The sequence below is a fragment of the Streptomyces sp. ATCC 21386 genome, from assembly GCF_018728545.1.
Taxonomy (GTDB): Bacteria; Actinomycetota; Actinomycetes; order Streptomycetales; family Streptomycetaceae; genus Streptomyces.
Genome location: NZ_JAAVVL010000001.1, coordinates 6193009 through 6209755, shown reverse-complemented (window position 1 = coordinate 6209755; position 16747 = coordinate 6193009). Strand labels below are relative to the sequence as shown.

15 protein-coding genes are annotated in these 16747 nt (G+C 72.3%); 6 read left to right on the top strand and 9 right to left on the bottom strand.

Annotation, left to right across the window (positions count from 1 at the left end; translation table 11 throughout):
* Positions 1-84: 84 nt before the first annotated feature.
* From GWK25_RS26645 to GWK25_RS26635, 3 genes are all read right to left on the bottom strand, one after another.
* Positions 85-531 carry a nitroreductase family deazaflavin-dependent oxidoreductase gene (locus GWK25_RS26645; RefSeq protein WP_215453737.1) on the bottom strand — a complete coding sequence of 149 codons (447 nt, stop codon included), beginning with the start codon at positions 529-531 and terminating at the stop codon, positions 85-87.
* A gap of 126 nt (positions 532-657) precedes the next feature.
* Positions 658-1278 (bottom strand): LysE family transporter, encoded by a 621-nt coding sequence (locus GWK25_RS26640; protein WP_215453735.1) that lies wholly within the window; start codon positions 1276-1278, stop codon positions 658-660.
* A gap of 285 nt (positions 1279-1563) precedes the next feature.
* Positions 1564-2136, bottom strand: a complete 573-nt coding sequence (locus GWK25_RS26635) for a MarR family winged helix-turn-helix transcriptional regulator (protein WP_215453732.1) — start codon at positions 2134-2136, stop codon at positions 1564-1566.
* A 172-nt stretch (positions 2137-2308) separates the two neighbouring features.
* On the opposite strand from GWK25_RS26635, the gene GWK25_RS26630 reads away from it, so the two are divergent.
* On the top strand, positions 2309-2914 hold the full coding sequence (locus GWK25_RS26630) for a flavoprotein (protein ID WP_215453729.1): 606 nt from the start codon (positions 2309-2311) through the stop codon (positions 2912-2914).
* Here GWK25_RS26630 and GWK25_RS44340 read toward each other — a convergent pair.
* The 4 genes from GWK25_RS44340 to GWK25_RS26610 all read right to left on the bottom strand — a co-directional run bounded on the left by GWK25_RS44340 (position 2904) and on the right by GWK25_RS26610 (position 5880).
* Positions 2904-3038 (bottom strand): hypothetical protein, encoded by a 135-nt coding sequence (locus tag GWK25_RS44340; protein WP_286014552.1) that lies wholly within the window; start codon positions 3036-3038, stop codon positions 2904-2906. The genes GWK25_RS26630 and GWK25_RS44340 overlap by 11 nt on opposite strands.
* A gap of 397 nt (positions 3039-3435) precedes the next feature.
* Complete coding sequence (locus GWK25_RS26620) at positions 3436-4341, bottom strand: alpha/beta hydrolase (RefSeq protein ID WP_308404333.1); 906 nt, start codon at positions 4339-4341, stop codon at positions 3436-3438.
* 49 nt (positions 4342-4390) lie between these two features.
* The gene (locus GWK25_RS43825; protein WP_308404332.1) at positions 4391-4582 is read right to left on the bottom strand and encodes a helix-turn-helix transcriptional regulator; all 192 of its coding nucleotides are present in this window, start codon (positions 4580-4582) and stop codon (positions 4391-4393) included.
* A gap of 503 nt (positions 4583-5085) precedes the next feature.
* Positions 5086-5880 carry a phytanoyl-CoA dioxygenase family protein gene (locus GWK25_RS26610; protein WP_215453725.1) on the bottom strand — a complete coding sequence of 265 codons (795 nt, stop codon included), beginning with the start codon at positions 5878-5880 and terminating at the stop codon, positions 5086-5088.
* A gap of 63 nt (positions 5881-5943) precedes the next feature.
* On the opposite strand from GWK25_RS26610, the gene GWK25_RS26605 reads away from it, so the two are divergent.
* Entirely contained in the window at positions 5944-6903 is a 960-nt protein-coding gene (locus GWK25_RS26605; RefSeq protein ID WP_215453724.1) for a helix-turn-helix domain-containing protein, read from the top strand.
* A 66-nt stretch (positions 6904-6969) separates the two neighbouring features.
* On the opposite strand, the gene GWK25_RS26600 is transcribed toward GWK25_RS26605, so the two are convergent.
* Together GWK25_RS26600 and GWK25_RS26595 are read right to left on the bottom strand one after the other, a co-directional pair.
* Positions 6970-8229, bottom strand: a complete 1260-nt coding sequence (locus GWK25_RS26600) for an SLC13 family permease (protein WP_215453723.1) — start codon at positions 8227-8229, stop codon at positions 6970-6972.
* 147 nt (positions 8230-8376) lie between these two features.
* Positions 8377-10791, bottom strand: a complete 2415-nt coding sequence (locus tag GWK25_RS26595; RefSeq protein WP_286014551.1) for a SpoIIE family protein phosphatase — start codon at positions 10789-10791, stop codon at positions 8377-8379.
* 393 nt (positions 10792-11184) lie between these two features.
* On the opposite strand from GWK25_RS26595, the gene GWK25_RS26590 reads away from it, so the two are divergent.
* From GWK25_RS26590 to GWK25_RS26575, 4 genes are all read left to right on the top strand, one after another.
* Entirely contained in the window at positions 11185-13428 is a 2244-nt protein-coding gene (locus GWK25_RS26590; RefSeq protein ID WP_215453722.1) for a glycoside hydrolase family 9 protein, read from the top strand.
* An 87-nt stretch (positions 13429-13515) separates the two neighbouring features.
* A complete protein-coding gene (locus tag GWK25_RS26585; protein WP_215453721.1) occupies positions 13516-13761 on the top strand; it encodes a hypothetical protein in 246 nt (81 codons plus the stop codon).
* Positions 13762-13764: 3 nt separating this feature from the next.
* Positions 13765-14142 (top strand): toxin Doc, encoded by a 378-nt coding sequence (locus tag GWK25_RS26580; protein ID WP_192360676.1) that lies wholly within the window; start codon positions 13765-13767, stop codon positions 14140-14142.
* 576 nt (positions 14143-14718) lie between these two features.
* The gene (locus tag GWK25_RS26575) at positions 14719-16551 is read left to right on the top strand and encodes an RICIN domain-containing protein (protein ID WP_215453719.1); all 1833 of its coding nucleotides are present in this window, start codon (positions 14719-14721) and stop codon (positions 16549-16551) included.
* Positions 16552-16747 lie beyond the last annotated feature (196 nt).

The following is a 16747-nucleotide window of genomic DNA, read 5'->3' as shown; positions in this document are numbered from 1 at the left end:
TAAGGGGCGCGGGGAACTGCGCGAGAAGCCCTCACCGGACCCGCACCCGACGACATGCCGCCCCTCACCGCCGACGGGGAACGGTCACCCCTCCACCGGCTCCAGCACGAACACGGGGATCTCCCGGTCCGTCTTCTCCTGGTAGTCCGCGTACGGGGGATACGCCGCGACCGCCCGGTCCCACCACTCCGCCTTCTCGTCCCCGGTGACCTCACGCGCGGTCAGGTCCTGCCGCGTGGGCCCGTCCTGGAGTTCCACCAGCGGGTCGGACTTGACGTTGTGGTACCAGACGGGGTGCTTGGGCGCTCCGCCCAGCGAGGCCACGACCGCGTACCGCCCCTCGTGCTCCACCCGCATCAGCGGCGTCTTGCGGATCTTCCCGCTCTTCGCGCCGCGCGTCGTGAGCACGATGACCGGCAGCCCGGTGTCCAGCAGCGTCGTCCCCCGTGTGCCGCCCGAGCTCTCGTACAACTCGACCTGCTCGCGCACCCACTGGGTGGGGCTGGGCACGTACTCGCCCTCAAGAGGCATGGCAACCGTCCCTTGCTGTGGCTTACGGACTCGTCCCCGCATTCAACACCGGCCCCTCGCGGAATCATCCTCATCGGGCCACGCCCGCACGGAATGTGTGGGAGCGCGGCCCGCCGCGGGCGACGGCTACGGCAGCAGCACCGCCAGTCCCGCGATCACGGCACTCGACACGAGGCCGGTGACCAGCCGGCCCCGGTGTCCGGTCAGCGCGCGCCCCAACAGGGCGCCACCGCCCGCGAGCAGCAGCTGCCAGCTCGCCGAGGCGAGGAACGCGGCGAGCACGAACACCGCCTGTTCCAAGGCGCTCACGGCTTCCGTGGCACGGCTGCCGAGCACCAGCGCGGCGAAGTACACCACCGTCGTGGGGTTCAGCAGGGTGATCCCCAGGAGGGTGACATAGGCGCGCGCGGGCCCGACCGGATCCGGCTGGGCGCGGGTGGGCAGGTGCCGGGCACGGTACTGGCGGACCGCCCCGATCGCGCCGCGTGCCGCCAGCGCGAGGAGCACCAGGGCGGAGGCCCAACGCAGCGGTGTCAGCACCGGTTGCAGGGCGTTCGCGAGAGCCGTGCCGCCGAGGGCGGCGAGCAGGGCGTACAGTCCGTCGGCCGTCGCGACGCCGAGCGCGGCGCACGCTCCGGTCCGCAGGGACGTACGGGCGGTGAGGGAGACGAGATAGGTCGCGACCGCTCCGACCGGGATGGCGATGCCATAGCCGGCGAGGAGCCCCGCGACGAGCGCGGCCGTCATGACCGGGGCGGTGTCGGCTCCCACGGTCGGCCCGGCTGCTGCTGCCCCCGCACCGGCGAGGCGGTGGCGAGCAACGGCGTCAGGGAGGTGTGATGGGTGAACATGCGCAGATCGTGAGGGCAGCCGCTCCGCCCTCGCAAGCGAATTAGGGCCAGGACGGGCGCCGTGCGCGATCGATTCGCCGGCGGCCCTTGACCATGGATGAGACGTCCACCTGCCTTGTTCGAACACAAACGACAAGGAAGGTGCGGGGGTGGACGGGCAGGTGCGTCGGGCGCGGAGCCGTCACGCCTTCGGGCGGCGGCCACTGCGCCGGGGCGCGGGCTCGGCGCCGTTCAGCAGGGTGCGGCGGCGCTCCTCGCCGTGCTCCTCGACCTGGAGCACGACACTGCGCAGCCCCTCCGCGAGGCCCCGGCACTGCGCGTCGCTGAGCTGCCCGGTGACGAAGGACTCCTCCTCGTTGAAGGCCGGGAACACCCGCCGCATCAACTCCTCGCCCTCGTCGGTGAGGGCCAGCAGCACCAGCCGGCCGTCCGTCGGATGGTCCGCCCGCCGCACCAGCCCGCGCGACTCCAGCGTCCGGGCCACCCCCGTGAGCGTGCCCTTGGAGATGCCCGCCTCCTCGGCCACGTGCCGGGTCTCGGACTCGCCCCACACCCACACCACCCACAGCACCACGAAGGCCGTCCAGGTCAGGTCGGAACCGCGCAGCACGGAGTTCTCCAGGTGCTGCCGCACCGCCGAGGCGGCCCGGTAGATGTTCGCCACCGCCGCCATCTGGTCCCAGCGGATCGAGAAGTCCCCCAGCTTCGCGGCGGCGAGCTTCTCGGCTTCGGTGATGGATCGATGGCCGGGCACGGGTGCTCCTTTGATCGGTTGATCGGTCATTCGGGATCAAATTGTACGGACGAGAGGTGATCCGCCATGAGCACCACCTCCCGCATGGACTGCTCCGGCCGACCGCCGCGGACGTCGAACGCTTTGTCGCGAGGTCGCCCGGCGGATGAGGCGGGTTCAGTAGGGTCGACAGGTGACTGCGACTGCGAACACCGCCGAAGACCGGTCGGGACGAAGCGGGCCCGGCCGGGGCGAGGGGCCCTTCCTCTACGTCGTCGTCTGCGCGGCCGGCGTCGCCGCAGGCGTCAGCAAGCTCGTCACCGCCGCCCAGGAACGGGACTGGGAGGTCGGGGTCATCGCGACGCCGGTCGCCATGGGCGGTTTCTTCGACACGGCCGCCGTCGAGGCGCAGACCGGGCGCCCGATCCGTTCCGCCTGGCGGCGACCGGGCGACGCCCGCCCCTTCCCGCCGCCGGACGCCGTGGTGGTCGCGCCCGCCACCTTCAACACCGTCAACAAGTGGGCCGCCGGACTGGCCGACACCCTAGCGGTCGGCACGCTGTGCGAGGCATGCGGCCTGGGGGTCCCGATCGCCGTGCTGCCCTGCGTCGCCGACGCTCTCGCCGCCCACCCCGCGTACCGCGCGAGCCTGGAGCGGCTGCGCGGCATGGGCGTCAGGTTCGGCGACCCGTACACCGGTGAGGCCGAGGGGGCGGACGGCGGACGCGGCGAGTTCCTGTGGGAACGGGCGCTGGACCTGCTGGAGGCGGACGACGGGGGAGAGGCCCTCACACGCTGAGCTCCGTCACCGCCCCCATCGGCAGCCACCGGAACACGTCCCGCACCTCGGCAGGGGCCCCGGCCAACGTCCGCTCGGCCGCCACGCGGGCTTCGCGGAAGTGACTCCATCCTTCGTAGTGCACCGGCACGACGGTACGAGGACGCAGCAGCCGGCAGACGTCCACGGCCTGGGGCCCCGGCCGGGGTGGTGAGCACGGTCTCCACCCCGGGCAGCAGGGCCCGCCCGGCGTCGTCGAGGTTGTCGCCGTGATGGTCGTGCGTGAGCAACACCGCGTCCACCGGCGGCAGTTCCGTCGCCGGCAGGGCGGGCCCGGCGGTCTTGCGCGAGGACGTGCCCCAGCCGAAGGCATAGCGGCGGCCCGGTGGGTCGAACGTCGGATCGGTCAGCAGCCGCAGCGCACCGATCTCGATCAGGGTCGTCGGGCCGCCGATGTGCGTGAGGCGGACGCCGGTCATACGGGGATCCCTTCCGGAAAGGCCCGGGGCGGCCGTGGCGACGGCCGCCCCGGGTACGGGAGTTCAGCGCGCGTGCGCGACTGCCCAGTCGAGGGCGCCGTCCGCGACGGCCTCCCAGCCGGGCGCGGCGGGCAGCAGATGCGGCATCCCGGGGTACTCCTTGACCTCGGTGACCGTGTGCGACTTGTAGTGCTTGGCGTTGGAATGCTGCACCTTGGGCGGCATCAGATGGTCCTTCTCGCCCGAGACGAACAGCAGCGGCGGCCGGTCCCCGTTGTGGTAGTTCACATAGATGCTCTGGTGGCCGGGGCGCAGGGTGGCCAGGGCGCTGTCCCAGAAGATGCTCCCGGAGGCGGGCACGGCGTACCGCTCGTACAGCGCCCTCGACTCCTCTTCGGGGAAGGTGTTGGTGAACGCGTAGTGCCACTGCTCGAAGGTGAGACCGACCGCGCGGTGCCGGTTGGCGGGGTTCTTCAGCACGGGGAACGCCGACTTGATCTGGGCCAGGGGCAGCACGGCGACCCCCTCGGTGGGCGCCGAGTTGATCGCCACGCCCGCCGCGCCGAGGCCCCGGTCGAGAAGCAGCTGGACGAAGACTCCGCCGGCGGAGTGGCCGATGAGGACCAGCGGCTTGTCGAGGCCCTGGACGAGGGCGGCCAGGCTGTCGACGATCTGGGGGACCGTCACCTTCTCGATCGGGGAGGTGTCGGCGTTCAGCGACTCGACCTCGACCTCGAAGCCGGGGTAGGCCGGGGCGAGGGTACGGCATGGGGGTGCTCCCGTCTGCGGGTGTGTCCGACCCGTGCATCCTCCGGCGCGGCGGCGCGGCGCCGAATCCTGTGGAACGCGTAGTCGTGACCGGGTGGACCGGGTGGACCGGGTGGACCGGGTGAACTGGGTGGACCGCCACCCGTGATCGACGCTAAGCCGAGCCCTTCCACCTCGCCACAGCTGCCGCCCGGCGCCCACGGACCTCCGTCGGCCGCGGCCCCAGAGGTCCGGTTCCCCGGCCGCCGCCTCAGAGGTCCGGGACGCGTGTCAGCCGACGGCGTGAGGTGACGTCGAGCTTCCGGAAGATCTTCCGCAGGTGGTAGTCGACCGTGCTCGCGCTGATGAACAGCTGGGCCGCGATCTCGGCGTTGGTGGCGCCTCCCTTCGCGAGCCGGGCGATGGTCAGCTCCTGCGGGGTGAGCGCCCCGTCCGCTCCCACCGGACCGCGCCGCGGATGCACCGGTCGCCGCCAACTCCCGTTCGGCGCGCGTCGCGTAGCTCCGGGCCCGCATGGTGTCGAACATCGTCAGCGCCGCGCGCAGCTGTTCGCGGGCGGCCCTGCGCCGCTTGCGGCGGCGCAGCCACTCGCCGTAGAGGAGGTGCGCGACCGCCAGGTCGGCACGGGCGCCGCTGCCGGAGAGCAGCGAGATCGCCTCGCGGTACAGCGGATCGGCGTCGTCCGGGAGCGAGCAGGGCCCGGCAGCGCGCCAGCAGACCGAGCGCCCAGGGGGTGCCGGTGGCCGTCGCCCGGGACTCCAGGGTCCGCAGGGCCGTCGTGGCCAGGACCCGGTCGCCGCAGCGGACGGCTGCCTCGACCAGGTGGGGGAGGACCCGGGAGTGGTAGGCGATCGCGTCCTGGCCGACCAGCTCCCGGGTCCGAGAACCGGGCGAGCACGGTGTCCGAGGCGGTCCGCCGGGGAAATGCTCGACCGGCCTTGAGCCTCAGTGGGCGCCCACCGGCTCGAACTCCGTGCCGCACGGGCCCGCTCCCTCGCTCTCCGCGAGGGTCACGGGGGCGCCGCTCATCGTCAGCGTCTCGTAGTAGCGGCCGATGCGTTCGGCGGAGCGGCCCACGTAGTGGCCGATGAAGGAACGGCGGAAGCGGTCGGCGGTGTGGTTGGGCTGGGAGCCGTGGACCAGGCTGCCGTTGAAGAAGAGGACGTCACCCGGGGACATGTCGACGGGCACGGGGGTCAGACCGGGCGGCGGCGCGACGTACTCGCGGGCGAAGGACACCTCCGGGTCCGCCGCCTCCGGACAGAACAGATCCATGCGGTGCGTCCCCGGCACGACCTCCAGACCGCCGTTGTCCCGGTCGATCACGTCGCAGGCGATCCACGCGGCCACACAGGTCCCCGGTTCGACCCGCAGATAGAAGTTGTCCTGGTGCAGCGCCTGCCCCCGGGCCCCCGGCGGCTTGAAGTAGAACATGCTCTGCGCGGCCAGAACCTCCTCGCCGAGCAGCTCCTCAAGGATCTCCCGCAGCCGGGTGTCGAGGAGAACCCGCAGCGACATGTCGTCGATGCGGTGCGGATGCATCACCCGGGGGTAGACCTGCAGGGGATCCGCCGGCCCGTCGTCCGGGGCCGGGCGCGGCTCGAAGTGACCCGGAATCGGGCCGCCGGCCCGCAGCGCCGCGAACCGGTCGCACAGCTGCTCGATCTCGGTGGGCGAGAACAGCCTCCGCACCACCACATAGCCGTTCTCCTCGAACTCCGTGTTGTCCGTGACTGTCATCCGCGGCACCCCTTCTCGGCGTCGTCGTGTATTCCAAGCTAGGCACGAGCGCTCTTCCGGAGGATGCCTGTGCATGCTGACGACCTGCCCGAGACTGCTGCGCCCGACAATCCCGCGCCGGGCCAGGTGATCATCGGACGCTTCGACCAGCGGCCGTCCTACGCCGTGCACCGGCCGCGCGGCGCGGACAGCTGGCTGTTCACCTGGACCACGGGCGGGAGAGGACTGCTGCGGCAGGGCGGCACGCGGGTCCCGGCCGGCCCGGGTGACCTCGTGGTCCTCGGCCCGGGGGTGCCGCAGCACTACACCGTCCTGACCGGTGCCGGGCACTGGGCGTTCTGGTGGGTGCACTGCCAGGCGCGTCCGTCCTGGACCGCCTGGCTGCGCCCGTACGAGACCGCCGATCGCGTGTACGCCGTGCCCCCGGCGCCCGACGGCATCCGCGAACGGGTCGAGGCTGCGTTTCGCCGCATGCTGGCGGACGCCCGTTGGACCGGCGAGGGCACCCCGCCCGCCCCGCGCACCGACGTCGAACCGTCGCAGGGCGGCGGCACCTTGTCGACGCCCGGGGCCCTCGCACCCCCTGATGAGGTCGCCGTCGCGCACGGCACGGCGGCCCGTGAACTCGCCCTGTGCTCACTGGAGGAGGTGGTGCTGCTCACCGCCGCCAGGGCGGAGCCGCGCCGGCCGGGGGTGGATCCGAGGATCAGGCGGGCGCAGGACCTGATCGCCGCCGACCCCGGTGCCCCGCACACCGTCCACTCCCTCGCCGAGCGGGTCTCCCTCTCCCCGTCCCGCTTCGCGCACCTTTTCACCGAGCAGCTCGGCCACTCCCCGATGCGTGCCCTAAGCCAGGCCCGCCTGCTGCACGCCGCCCGTCTCCTGGAGGTCACCGAGCTCCCCGTGGAACGGGTCGCCGCCGCCTCCGGGTTCGGCAGCCCGTTCCACTTCAGCCGGGTGTTCCGGCAGCGCTACGGGGTGCCGCCGGGAGAGTACCGGCAGGGGCTCCGGGACCGCGACTGAACGGCCCCGTCCCCGGCCTTCGTCCCGGTCGTGCCGCCGACCGGCGGGGGTGGGCGGTGGACCGCCTCAGCCGCCGAAGACCAGCAGCGACAGCCACAGCGCCACCACCGACGACCCCAGGGCCGCCGGGACCGTGAGGAGGCCGAGGCGGGTGAACTCGCCGAGGTCCACCCCGTGGTCGTGCTGGTGGACGATGCGCCGCCACAGCAGGGTGGCCAGGGAACCTGCGTACGTCAGGTTCGGGCCGATGTTGACCCCCAGCAGCACGGCGAGGACGGCGCCCGTGCCCAGCGGGGCGGCCAGCGGGACCAGCACCAGGACCGCGGGCAGGTTGTTGATGACGTTGGAGAGGACGGCGGCCAGGGCGGCGACGCCGAGGAGGGCGAGCAGACCGGTGCCGGACGGCATCACCCGGCCCAGCGCGTCGGCGAGCCCGTTGTCGACCACCGCGCGCACCACGATCCCGAGCGCCAGCACGAAGGCGAGGAAGGGCAGGGACAGGGAGTGGAACAGTGCGACCGGGGACGTGGTGCGGCGAACCAGCGCACGGACCGAGAGCGCCAGCGCCCCGGCCAGCGCCGCCCACACCGGCTCGATCCCGAGCACGGACGTCAGCACGAAGCCGGCGAGCGTGCACACGACCGTGACCAGCGCGAACATCGGCAGCTCGGGCGCCTCGACGGGCTCCTCGGGCGGGGGCGCCGCCGCGTCCAGATCGGCCGCGAAGAACCGCCGGAACACCAGGTACTCGGCGGCCACGGCCACCGCCCACGGCGCCGCCATCAGCAGCGCGAACCGGGTGAAGGTCAGCCCGCTCGCGGTGAACGCCAGCAGGTTGGTGAGGTTGGACACGGGCAGCAGCAGCGAGGCCGTGTTCGACAGGTGCGCGGTGGCGTACAGATGCGGTTTGGGGCGGGCGCCCAGCCGGGCCACGGTCGCGAACACCACCGGGGTCAGCAGCACGACCGTCGCGTCGAGGCTGAGCACCGCCGTGATGCCGGAGGCCAGGGCGAACGTCGACCCCAGCAGCCGACGGGGCCGGCCGGCCGACGCGCGCGCCATCCACGCCCCGCACGCCTGGAAGAGCCCCTCGTCGTCGCAGAGCTTGGCCAGCACGAGCACGGCGGCCAGGAACCCGAGCACCGGGCCCAGCAGCTCCGCCTCGGCGCGGGCGTGGTCCAGGGAGACGGCGCCGGCGGCCACGGCGATCCCGGCGGCCGGTACGGCGACGACCGCCTCCGGCAGGCCGAAGGGGCGGGCGACCGCGCAGCCGAGGACGACGACGAGCAGGACTACGGACAGGACCTCGGCGAGGGCGGTGTTCAAGGCAGGGCTTTCGGGGCGTGCTTCGGCGGGGGGAGTCAGGGCGCTCGACGGCGCGGAGACTGGTGCACCCTACAGCTGCCCGGCGACACTCGACGAACACGCGAGTGACCGTGAGGTGAGATCCGGCTCACCTCGCCGAGGCCGTGCTCACTCCTCCGACAGGGCCAGGTCCGCCCAGATCGTCTTGCCGTCCTCGGTGTGCCGGCTGCCCCAGCGCTGCGTCAGCTGGGCCACGAGCAGCAGCCCGCGTCCCCCCTCGTCGAAGGTCTTGGCCCGGCGCAGATGCGGGGCGGTGCCACTGCCGTCCGACACCTCGCAGATGAGGGTGGTGTCGTCGTGGATCAGGCGCAGCTGGATGGGCGGGGCGCCGTGCCGGATGGCATTGGTGACCAGCTCGCTCACCACCAGCTCCGTCGTGAACGCCGACTCGCTGATGCCCCACAGCGCCATCTGCGTCAGCACGTACTGACGCGTCCGGGCGACGAACGCGGGGTCGGCGGGTATCGACCAGGTCGCCACCCGCTCCGCCCGCAGTCCCCGGGTGCGGGCCAGCAGCAGTGCCACGTCGTCGGGGGCGCCGTTCGCGGGGAGCAGGGACTGCACGACGTCCTGGCAGATGTCGTCGAGGGAGCCCTTGCGGCCGGACAGCGCCTCCGCCAACAGCTCCTGACCGGCGTCGATGTCCCGGTCCCGGGTCTCGATCAGGCCGTCGGTGTAGAGGGCGATGACCGTGCCCTCGGGCAGTTCGAGTTCGGCGGACTCGAAGGGCAGTCCGCCGAGGCCCAGGGGCTGTCCCGACGGCACTTCGACCTCCATGGGCCGTCCGTCCGGGTCCAGCACCACCGGCGGCGGGTGCCCGGCACGGGCGAAGGTGCAGCGCCGGGTCACCGGGTCGTAGACGGCGTACAGACAGGTGGCGCCCACCTCACCGGTGACTCCCTCGCTGCCGGCCTCGGCGGACAGCCGTACGACGAGGTCGTCGAGGTGGGTGAGCAGCTCGTCGGGGGCGAGGTCGACATCGGCCAGGGTGCGTACGGCGGTCCGCAGGCGGCCCATGGTGGCGGACGCCTGGACGCCGTGGCCGACGACGTCGCCGACGACCATGGCCACCCGCATCCCGGACAGCGGGATGACGTCGAACCAGTCTCCGCCGACCCCGGCCTGCGCCGCCGGGAGGTAGCGGGAGGCGGCCTCCAGAGCGGGCATGCGCGGGAGGGTCTGGGGGAGGAGGCTGCGCTGGAGGGCGAGGGCGGTCTCGCGTTCGCGGGAGTACCGGCGGGCGTTGTCGATGCAGACGGCGGCGCGGGCCGTCACCTCCTCGGCCAGCAGCTCGTCGTCGGGGGTGAACGGGTCGAGCCGCTTGAAGCGGGTGAGGACGGCCACGCCGAGGGTGGTGCCGCGGGCCCGGATCGGCACCGACATCGTGGTGTGGACGCCCAGCTCCTTGACCCGCTGGCTGCGCACCGGGTCCCAGGCGAGCCAGTCCGAGAGGGTGTTGGCGGGGTCCGTCGCCACGATGGTGTGCCCGACGGACAGGGACGCCGCCTGCGGGGAGGTGGCCGGGTACACATCGGTGTGGCCCACCTCGACCACCGCCTCGGGACACCCGGGGGTCACCGACTGGTGGGCGGCGCGGCGCAGTGTGAAGGGCGCGGACAGCGGGCCCTCGTGGGGTTCGTCGCCGTGGTCGAGGGACTGCATGAGGTCGACGCTGACGAAGTCGGCGAGGACGGGGACGCACACGTCGGCCAGCTCCTGGGCGGTCCGCCGCACGTCGAGGGTGGTGCCGATGCGGATGCTCGCCTCGTTGACCAGCTGCAGTCGCTGCCGCGCCAGGTACTGCTCGGTGATGTCGTGTCCGGTGACACAGACCCCGATCGGTACCCCCGCCTCGTCCATGAGCGGGGCGATCGCCGCCGACCAGGCGTGGGCCCGGTCCTCGTCGGCCGCCCGGAGGAAGGTCTGCACGTCCTTGCGGCGGCCCAGGGCCAGCACCTCGCGCAGGTGTTGCTCCAGCTTCTCGCCCTGGCGGCCGCCGAGGATCTCGGACATGTGCAGACCCCGGAGGTTGTCCTCGGGCATCCCCACGGCGTCCGCCATCACCTCGTTGATGCCGCGCAGCCGGAGGCGGTCGTCGAAGACGGCCATGGCGCACGGCGACTGGAACATGACGGCGGCCGCGAGCGGATCGTCCCGGACCAGCGGACCCGGATCGTCCAGCGGACAGAGAACCAGCCAGCTGCCGTTGCCGTCGGCGCTCCGCAGGCCCCGGTGGTGGGCGAGCAGCCATGCCGTCACCGTGCGCCCGTCGCGGTGACGCAGCGCGAGCGTGCCGTTCCAGCTGCGACTGCCCGGCGGGGGCGGCAGGAAGGAGCCCCCGGGGGCCAGCAGCTCCTCGGCGGGACGGCCCACGATCTCCGTAGCGTGCCAGCCCAGCAGACGCCTGGCGCCCTCGTTCCACTCCACGATCGTGCCGTCGCCGTCCATGGCTGCCCGCGCGGTGGCGGCACCGTCCAGGGCGTACGCAGGGGTGTCACCGTGCGTAACCTTGCGGCTCCTCATCGTCGCGTGTTCCATTCCGCCGGACCGAACGGGCTTACGGGCGAATTCCAGCCTATGCGCTCCGCCGGGAAAGCGGACGGGAAACCGTACCTCCGCCCGATTTGCTGAACTCGTGTTCGCCCGGTGGCGCGGCGGCGCGTGACGTCCCAGGGGCCGGTCGCCGGACGGGCGCCTCCGCGCCGCCGGCACTCCCGCGGGCGGCGCCTGCGGCCGGGACGGTCGCCGTCCCGCAGGACCGGTCCGTCGAACCGGACGGAAAACCAGTCCTGTCCGGACCGTTGACGGGCTGTCATGTCTCTTACAGCATGGCCGATGTCCGCATCTGGGAGCGCTCCCACGCCCTCGCCCCACCCGTCACCGGCCGCGCCCCCACCTCCTCCGAGGAGCCCAGACGTGAAACGACGCAGAACCACCCTGCTCGCCCTGACGAGCCTCCTCGCGGCCGCGCTCACCGCGCTGCCCGGCGGGTCCGCCCAGGCCGACGAGGTCGAACAGGTCAAGAACGGCACCTTCGACACCACCACCGCGCCCTGGTGGACGACCGGCAACGTCACCGCCGGCCTCACCGACGGCCGCCTGTGCGCCGAGATCCCCGGCGGCACCACCAACCGCTGGGACGCCGCCGTCGGCCAGAACGACATCACCCTGGTCAAGGGCGAGTCGTACCGCTTCAGCTTCTCCGCCTCCGGCACGCCCCAGGGCAACGTCCTGCGGGCCATCGTCGGCCTGTCGGCGGCCCCCTACGACACCTACTTCGAGGTCAGCCCGCAGCTGAACGTCTCGGGCGACCGCTACTCGTACACCTTCACCTCGCCCGTCGACACGGCCCAGGGCCAGGTGGGCTTCCAGGTCGGCGGCAACGCGGACCCGTTCACCTTCTGCATGGACGACGTGTCGCTGCTCGGCGGGGTGCCGCCGGAGGTGTACGAGCCCGACACCGGGCCCCGGGTGCGGGTCAACCAGGTCGCCTATCTGCCCGCCGGGCCGAAGAACGCCACCCTGGTGACCGACGCCGCCGCGAAGCTGCCCTGGCAGTTGAAGAACGCCTCGGGTGCCGTGGTCGCCCGCGGGCAGAGCACCCCGCGCGGCCTCGACGCCTCCTCCGGGCAGCGCGTCCACTCGATCGACTTCGGCGCGTACCGCAAGCGCGGCACCGGCTTCACCCTGGTCGCCGACGGCGAGACCAGCCGCCCGTTCGACATCGACCCGGCCGCCTACGAACGCCTGCGCCTGGATTCGCTGAAGTACTACTACACCCAGCGCAGCGGCACCCCGATCAGCGACGACCTGCGCCCCGGCTACGGCCGCGCCGCCGGCCATGTCGATGTGGCGCCCAACCAGGGCGACGGTGACGTGCCCTGCCAGCCGGGTGTCTGCGACTACCGGCTCGACGTCACCGGCGGCTGGTACGACGCCGGCGACCACGGCAAGTACGTCGTCAACGGCGGTATCTCCACCTGGGAGGTGCTGAGCACCTACGAACGCGCGCTGCACGCCCGTACGGGTAAGGCCGGCGAGCTCGGCGACGGCTCGCTGGACATCCCGGAGAGCGGCAACAAGGTGCCCGACCTGCTGGACGAGGTCCGCTGGGAGCTGGACTTCCTGCTCAAGATGCAGGTGCCGAAGGGCAAGCCCCTCGCGGGCATGGCCCACCACAAGATCCACGACGAGCAGTGGACCGGTCTGCCGCTGATGCCCGCCGACGACCCGCAGAAGCGCGAGCTGCATCCGCCGAGCACCGCCGCGACCCTGAACCTGGCGGCCACCGCCGCACAGGCGGCCCGCCTGTACCGCCCCTACGACCCCGCCTTCGCGGCCAAGGCGCTGAGGGCGGCCCGCACGGCGTGGGCGGCGGCCCTGGAGCACCCGGCCGTGTACGCCTCCGAGAGCGACGGCATCGGCGGGGGCACCTACGCCGACAACAACGTCACCGACGAGTTCTACTGGGCGGCCGCCCAGTTGTACCTCACCACCGGTCAGAAGACGTTCCAGGACCACGTCCTCGCCTCACCCGTGCACACCGCCGACATCTTCGGACCCATCGGCTTCGACTGGGCCCGCACGGCCGCCGCGGGCCGCCTCGACCTCGCGACCGTGCCGAACGGGCTGCCCGGCCGCGACAAGGTCCGCCAGTCCGTTCTCAAGGCCGCCGACCGTTACCTGGCCACGCTGAAGGCCCACCCGTACGGCATGCCGTACGCGCCCGAGAACAACCTCTACGACTGGGGCTCCAACCACCAGATCCTCAACAACGCGGTCGTCCTCGCCACGGCCTACGACATCAGCGGTGCGTCCAAGTACCGTGAGGGCGCGATCCAGAGCATGGACTACCTCTTCGGCCGCAACGCCCTCAACATCTCCTACGTCACCGGTTACGGCGAGGTCGACGCCCGCAACCAGCACAGCCGCTGGTACGCCCACCAGCTCGACCCGGACCAGCCCAACCCGCCGGCCGGCACCCTCGCGGGCGGCCCGAACTCGGGCATCCAGGACCCCTTCGCGCAGAGCAAACTCCAGGGCTGCGTCGGCCAGTTCTGCTACATCGACGACATCCAGTCCTGGTCGACCAACGAACACACGATCAACTGGAACGCGGCGCTGGCCCGCATGGCGTCGTTCGTCGCGGACCAGGTCTGATCCCTCGCACCACCCTTCGGTACCGCGCGGAAGTACCCGTGAGCTGCGGTTATTTACGGGTAAGTACCCGCGCGGTACCGTGGGCGCATGCCAGCTCTGAATGTGGAGTTCAGCGACCGCGAGCTAGAGGACCTGCGGCAGATGGCCAAGGAACGCGGTACGTCGATGAAGGCGCTCGTGCGCGAGGCGGCCGCGGCCGACATCGTGCGGCACCGGGCGCTGAAGGAGGGCGCGGAGGCCTTCCGGGACTTCTTCACCGCGCACGCCGCCGAGTTCGCCGCCGCCTTCCCGGACGACGAACCCGCCGCCAAGGCGGAGGGACGGGCCGGCTGACCGATGGCCCCCGTCATCCACATCGATGTGCCCTGGCTGCTCCAGCGACACGAAGAGGTCATGCCCGAGCAGCCCACCGTCAGCGACTTCTCGGCGCTCGTCGCCGCCGTGGCCCGGCACCGCGTCGACCCGCCGCGCCTCGGCGTGGACTCCGACCCGGCCTGGCGGGCCGCCGCGCTGCTGCACACCCTCGCCCTGCTCAAGCCCCTGCCCGCCGCCAACGCCCGTTTCGCCTGTGCGACGGCCGTGGCCTACATGTTCGTCAGCGGCGTCGGGATCGACCCGCCCTACGGGGCCCTCGTGGATCTCGCGCGTGACCTGATCTCCGGGAAGACCGACGTCTACGGTGCGGCGGACCGGCTGCGGTCCTGGCAGATCTGAGGGGCGAAGACCTCGTCGAGCCGGTGCGGGAGGGATGCGCGCGGCATTTCCCCCCGGGGCCGCCGACCGAGGGCGGGAGGATCAAGGTCGGCGGCCGTTTCGCGCGGGAGAGCCGCCGTTCCGCGCGGGGCCTTCCGAGGTGGCCGGGTCAAGTGAACAACGAACCATCGGCGCGCAGGGAGCGTGCGCGGACCACCGGGGCGTGCGTGCGGTTCACACGGGGTGCTTGAATCCTCGAGTGAATTGGAACCGGAAGGGTTCATTCTGCGAAGCGGAAGCATCGGTACCGGTCATCTGACCTGCTTTTAGTGATGCGGATGTTGCACGAGTGCCTTGTTAGCCACGAGTAACTTGTGCAAGGGTGACCTTCCTGCGCAGGGCAATGGCCCGGCCGGAAAGGCCACTTGACTTTCCCCGTAGCCCAAGGGCCCAAAAGGCCCGAGGGGGACGGTTGTCGTGTGGCTCGTTTCCCGGTCGCTCTCCCAGCGCCCGCCAAAAAGGTACGCACCAATCCAGGGCCCTTTTCGGCGGTCACAACTCCGTGTGCCATCTTCTGCCTTGGAAGGAACCCGCTCTGTGCACACCCCCCACCCTCCCCGCCCCACTTTTCCGCCCGCGCCCGGCCCGGTGCCCGGAGAGTCCGACGAGACCCTCGCCGCCCGGCTGAGGGGATGGCCGGAGGGCGGCACCGGTGACCCCGTCGCCCTGCTGATGGCGCGGCACTGGCAGTCGACCCACGACTACGCGGCGATCTGTCTCGCCACCCCGTCGCAGGTCGCTTCGATGGTCACCGCGACCGCCTTCCACCGGGTGCTCGACGGGCTGATGCGAGGCGAGTCGGGTGTGGCCCTGCGGCCGCGGCTGCTGGTGGCGGCGCGCGACACCGTCAAGGAATGGTCCGCGGAAGGGGGCGTCTCCGGCGTGCTGCCGGATCTGCGCAAGCCCGCCGGCGGACGCGGTATGCGGGCGGCGAAGTCCATGACGCCGGAAAACCGCAAGCTCATCGAGCGCTCGTTCCAGGCCCTCCCGGCGGTCGCCCAGTGCCTGCTGTGGCACACAGAGGTAGAAGCCGAAACGATAACCATACCCACTGGTCTGCTGGGGCTGGACGCCGACAGCGCGGTGGCCACCCTGGAGCAGGCCCGCGACAAATTCCGCGAGGGCTGTGTCCGCGCCCACCGGGAACTCGCGCCGTCCAAGGATTGCCGCTTCTACAACCGGCTGCTGGACGTGCCCATTCGTCGCGGTGGCGCTCTGCTGCCGGACGTCCAGCAGCATCTCCTGGAGTGCCGCTACTGCCGTTACGCGGCCGAGCAACTCAGCCATTTCGAGGGTGGACTCGGCGGGGTCATCGCCGAAGCCGTGCTCGGCTGGGGCGCCCGGCGCTACCTCGACTCCCGGCCCGGCCGGATGCCGCAGAAGGGCGCGTCGAGACGTCCGGGGAGCGGCGGGCGCCACCGGCTGCTCTCCCAGATCCCCGCGCAGCGCCGCCGCCTCACCTCCGGAGGGCGCAACCCCCGGGCCCTGATCACCGTCGGCTTCTCCTCCGGCGCCCTGCTCGCGGCCGTCCTGGGTGCCGTGTTCCTCTCGGACGACGGCAGCGGCGCGGACCCCACCGCCTCCACCAGCGCCGCCGGGGGCGTCGCCACCGCGCCGGACACCGGCAACGAGGCCACCAGGGGCAGCGCTTCGCCGACCCCGCCGGCCTCGGCCGGACAGCCCACGGCCCCCCAGCAGACCCGGCTGCGCAACCAGGCCGCCGACCTGTGCCTCGACATCCAGGGCGGGAAGGCGGTCAAGGGAGCCTCCACCGAACTCGCGGTGTGCGACTCGGGCTGGACCCAGAAGTGGTCCTACGAGGAGGACGGGCTGCTGCGCAGTGTCGCCAACCCCGAACTCTGCCTGGACTCCCAGGTGGACGCCGGTGTCGTCGTCCTCGGGCGCTGCGCGGACGAGGACTCCGGGCGGGCCGACGACGTGCGCTACGACTTCAGCGTCCAGGGCGAGTTGCTGCCCCGCTGGGGCGAGGGGCTCGCCATGGCCCCCATCGTCGCCGAGCCCGAGGCGGACATCGTCGTCAAGGTCCGGGACGGTTCCCCCACGCAGCGCTGGCTCACCGACGGGGTGACCGCCAGCCCCGAGTCGCTCTCCGTCTCCGGTTCCGAGGCGCCCAGGCCCGAGACCGAGCCGGTCTCAGGGGCACCGGACACGGACGACTCCCCGGTCCCGGAATCGAAGAAGTCCGACACGCCGTCGCCGTACGCCACACCGGAGGCCGAGGTGGAGCAGGGCGGTTCGATCATGTCGGTGGGCGACGAGGGGGACGCGGACGGTCCGAAGCCGGGGGCGCATCTGGCGCCGTTGACGTCCGCGGACGTCCCGGCGCTTCTGACCGGCCTCGGCCTGTAGGAAGGGGCCGGAGGAGGCGTTGTCGGGCGCGGGTCCGGTGGGGCTTCTCGCGCAGTTCCCCGCGCCCCTGAAGGATTCAGGCCCGCGGGCCTGAGAAGGCTGGGGCGCAGCCCCGCCTTTTCAGGGGCGCGGGGAACTGTGCGACCAGCCCCCACCGGACGGACGCTCGGGGGTCAAAGGGGCACCGCCCCTTGAG